This is a genomic window from uncultured Methylobacterium sp., from assembly GCF_964242245.1.
Taxonomy (GTDB): Bacteria; Pseudomonadota; Alphaproteobacteria; order Rhizobiales; family Beijerinckiaceae; genus Methylobacterium.
On the sequence record NZ_CAXTBY010000187.1, the window covers coordinates 1 to 3046 of the forward strand.

Here is a 3046-nt window from a genome sequence, read left to right on the forward strand (position 1 = left end):
GCGCCCTGCTACCTGAAATCGCACAGCCAGGGCGAGTACGTGTTCGACCACGGCTGGGCCGACGCCTACGAGCGGGCCGGCGGGAGCTACTACCCGAAGCTCCAGGTGAGCGTGCCGTTCACCCCCGTCACCGGGCCGCGCTTCCTGATCGCGCCCGGCGCCGATCCGGACATCGCGACGAGCGCCCTCGTCGCGGGCCTGCGCGCCCTGCGGGCCGAGACCAAGGCGTCCTCGATCCACGTCACCTTCATGCCGGAGGCGGACTGGGCGCGGGCGGGTGCGGCGGGCTTCCTGCAACGCACCGACCAGCAGTTCCACTGGGAGAACGCCGGCTACGGCTCGTTCGAGGATTTCCTCGGTGCGCTGGCCTCGCGCAAGCGCAAGAGCATCCGGCGCGAGCGGCGCGACGCGCTGAGCCCCGGCATCACGATCGAGCACCTGACGGGAGCGGACCTCACCGAGGCGCACTGGGACGCGTTCTACGAATTCTACGCCGACACCGGCGCGCGCAAGTGGGGCCGGCCCTACCTCAACCGGCGCTTCTTCTCGCTGCTCTCCGAGCGGATGGCGGACCGCGTGCTGCTGGTCATGGCCAAGCGCGGCGGGCGCTACGTCGCCGGCGCGATCAACCTGATCGGCGACACCGCGCTCTACGGGCGCAACTGGGGCTGCATCGAGGAGCACCCGTTCCTGCACTTCGAGGTGTGCTACTATCAGGCGATCGACTTCGCGCTCGCCCGCGGGCTGAAGCGCGTAGAGGCCGGCGCGCAGGGCGAGCACAAGCTCGCGCGCGGCTACCGGCCGGTGCTGATGCACTCCGCCCACGACATCGCCGACCCGTCCCTGCGCCGCGCGGTGGCCGACTACTTGCAGCGCGAGCGCGCCCACGTCGACGCGATGGTCGGCGAACTCGACACCCTGACGCCGTTCCGGCGAACCTGCACGGAAGACTCGTGAGTATGAGCCCGATCGACCGCATCAGTGCCTACGCCGACGAGCTGACGGCGCTCCGCCGCGACCTCCACGCCCATCCCGAGATCGGCTTCGAGGAGGTGCGGACCGCCGGCATCGTCGCGGATCTGCTCGAAGGGTTCGGGATCGAGGTTCATCGCGGCATCGGCGGCACCGGCGTCGTCGGCCTCCTGAAGGGGCGCACCGACAGCGGCCGGCGCATCGGGCTCCGCGCCGACATGGATGCCCTGCCGATCGAGGAGGAGACCAACCTCCCCTACCGCTCGACCGTGCCGGGCAAGATGCACGCCTGCGGGCACGACGGCCACACCACGATGCTGGTCGGCGCCGCGCGCTACCTCGCCGAGACCCGCGACTTCGACGGCACGGCGGTGTTCGTGTTCCAGCCGGCCGAAGAGGGCCTCGGCGGCGCCCGCGCGATGCTCGCCGACGGCCTGTTCGAGCGCTTTCCCTGCGACGAGATCTACGGGCTGCACAACCAACCCAACGGCCCGCACGGCATGATCAAGCTGCGTGCCGGCCCGGTGATGGCGGCCGCCGACTTCTTCGACATCCGCATCAAGGGCCGCGGCATCCACGCGGCCCAGCCGCACCGCGGCATCGACCCGATCGTGGTCGCCACCGCGCTCGCGCAAGGCTTGCAGTCGATCGTCTCGCGCAACGCCGACCCGCTGAAGTCGATCGTGCTGTCGATCACCCAGATCCACGCGGGCGCCGCCTACAACGTCATCCCCGACACGGCCCACATGGCCGGCACGATCCGCACCTTCGACCGCGACCTGCGCGACCTCGCCGGCGCGCGCATCCGCGAACTCGCCAAGGGCTTTGCCGCCGCCTACGGCGCCGAGATCGAGGTCGACATCCAGGACAGGTTCTCGGTCCTGGAGAACGCGCCCGAGCAGACCGCGGCGGCGATCGCGACCGCGACCGAACTGCTCGGCTCTGACAACGTCGATCCGAACGCCAGCCCGAAGATGGGCAGCGAGGACTTCGCCGACATGGCGATGGCGGTGCCCGGCGCCTACGCCTGGATCGCCGGGTCGCCCGGCGCCGGCCTGCACAACCCCGGCTACGACTTCGACGACACGATCATCCCGATCGGCAGCGCGTTCCTCGCCCGCCTCGTCGAGCGCCGTGCCGCCGCCTGATGCCGACGATCCACGATTTCGCGCCGGCGGGCGCGGACGGCGCCCCTCATCCGCTGGCGCAGTATCGGGGCAAGGTGCTGCTCGTCGTCAACACCGCCTCGAAGTGCGGCTTCACCCCGCAATACGAGGGCCTGGAGGCCCTGTGGCGGCGCCACCGCGCGGCGGGCCTCGTGGTGCTCGGCTTCCCCTGCAACCAGTTCGGCGGCCAGGAGCCGGGGGACGCCGCCGAGATCGCGCGGTTCTGCAGCCTCACCTACGAGGTCAGCTTCCCCGTGCTCGGCAAGGTCGACGTGAACGGAGCGGGTGCCGATCCGCTGTTCCGATACCTCAAGGCCCAGCGCCGAGGGCTTCTCGGGACGGCGGGCATCAAGTGGAACTTCACCAAGTTCCTCGTCGGCCGCGACGGGGGCGTGATCGGCCGCTACCCGCCCACTGCCAAGCCCGCCTCCCTCGACGGTGCGATCGCGGCGGCGCTGGGGCCTTGAGCGGCCCCGGAGGTCAGGTGTCTTCCGGGACGAGGGCGCCGTCTCGCGCGGTCCCCGCCCGCGCGCCCGGGACGGCCGCGAGCAGGCTGCGCGTATAAGGGTGCTCGGGCGCGCGGAAGAGGTCGGCGGTCGAGCGTATCTCGACGATCGTGCCGCGGTGCATCACCGCGATCCGGTCGCAGATCGCGGCCGCGACGCGCAGATCGTGGGTGATGAACAGCATCGCCAGCGACAGGCGCCGCTTCAGATCCTCCAGCAGCGCCAGCACCTGCGCCTGGACCGAGACGTCCAGCGCCGAGACCGCCTCGTCGGCCACCAGCACGTCGGGATTCAGCGCCAGGGCGCGGGCGATGGCGATGCGCTGGCGCTGGCCGCCGGAGAAGGCGTTCGGGTAGCGGTCGGCCGCCCGTGGATCGAGCCCGACGAGGGCCAGGAGTTCGC

At 71.3% G+C, this 3046-nt stretch carries 4 protein-coding genes; 3 read left to right on the forward strand and 1 reads right to left on the reverse strand.

The window, feature by feature from the left end; genetic code table 11:
* From ACFE8Y_RS20925 to ACFE8Y_RS20935, 3 genes are all read left to right on the forward strand, one after another.
* A partial coding sequence (locus tag ACFE8Y_RS20925) for a GNAT family N-acetyltransferase (RefSeq protein WP_375466295.1) occupies positions 1-957 on the forward strand: 957 nt, incomplete at its 5' end.
* A gap of 2 nt (positions 958-959) precedes the next feature.
* Positions 960-2120, forward strand: coding sequence for a M20 aminoacylase family protein (locus tag ACFE8Y_RS20930; protein ID WP_375466296.1), 1161 nt, complete (start codon positions 960-962; stop codon positions 2118-2120).
* A complete protein-coding gene (locus tag ACFE8Y_RS20935; protein WP_375466297.1) occupies positions 2120-2605 on the forward strand; it encodes a glutathione peroxidase in 486 nt (161 codons plus the stop codon). Before ACFE8Y_RS20930 ends, ACFE8Y_RS20935 begins: the two co-directional genes overlap by 1 nt.
* A gap of 13 nt (positions 2606-2618) precedes the next feature.
* Here the strand turns inward: ACFE8Y_RS20935 and ACFE8Y_RS20940 are convergent.
* Positions 2619-3046: ATP-binding cassette domain-containing protein (locus ACFE8Y_RS20940; RefSeq protein WP_375466298.1), on the reverse strand; the 428-nt coding region annotated here is incomplete at its 5' end.

What these genes read in the sequence shown, in the direction of transcription:
- ACFE8Y_RS20930 (WP_375466296.1), top strand. Translation starts at nt 960, where the DNA reads ATGAGCCCGATCGACCGCATCAGTGCCTACGCCGACGAGCTGACGGCG.
- ACFE8Y_RS20935 (WP_375466297.1), top strand. Translation starts at nt 2,120, where the DNA reads ATGCCGACGATCCACGATTTCGCGCCGGCGGGCGCGGACGGCGCCCCT.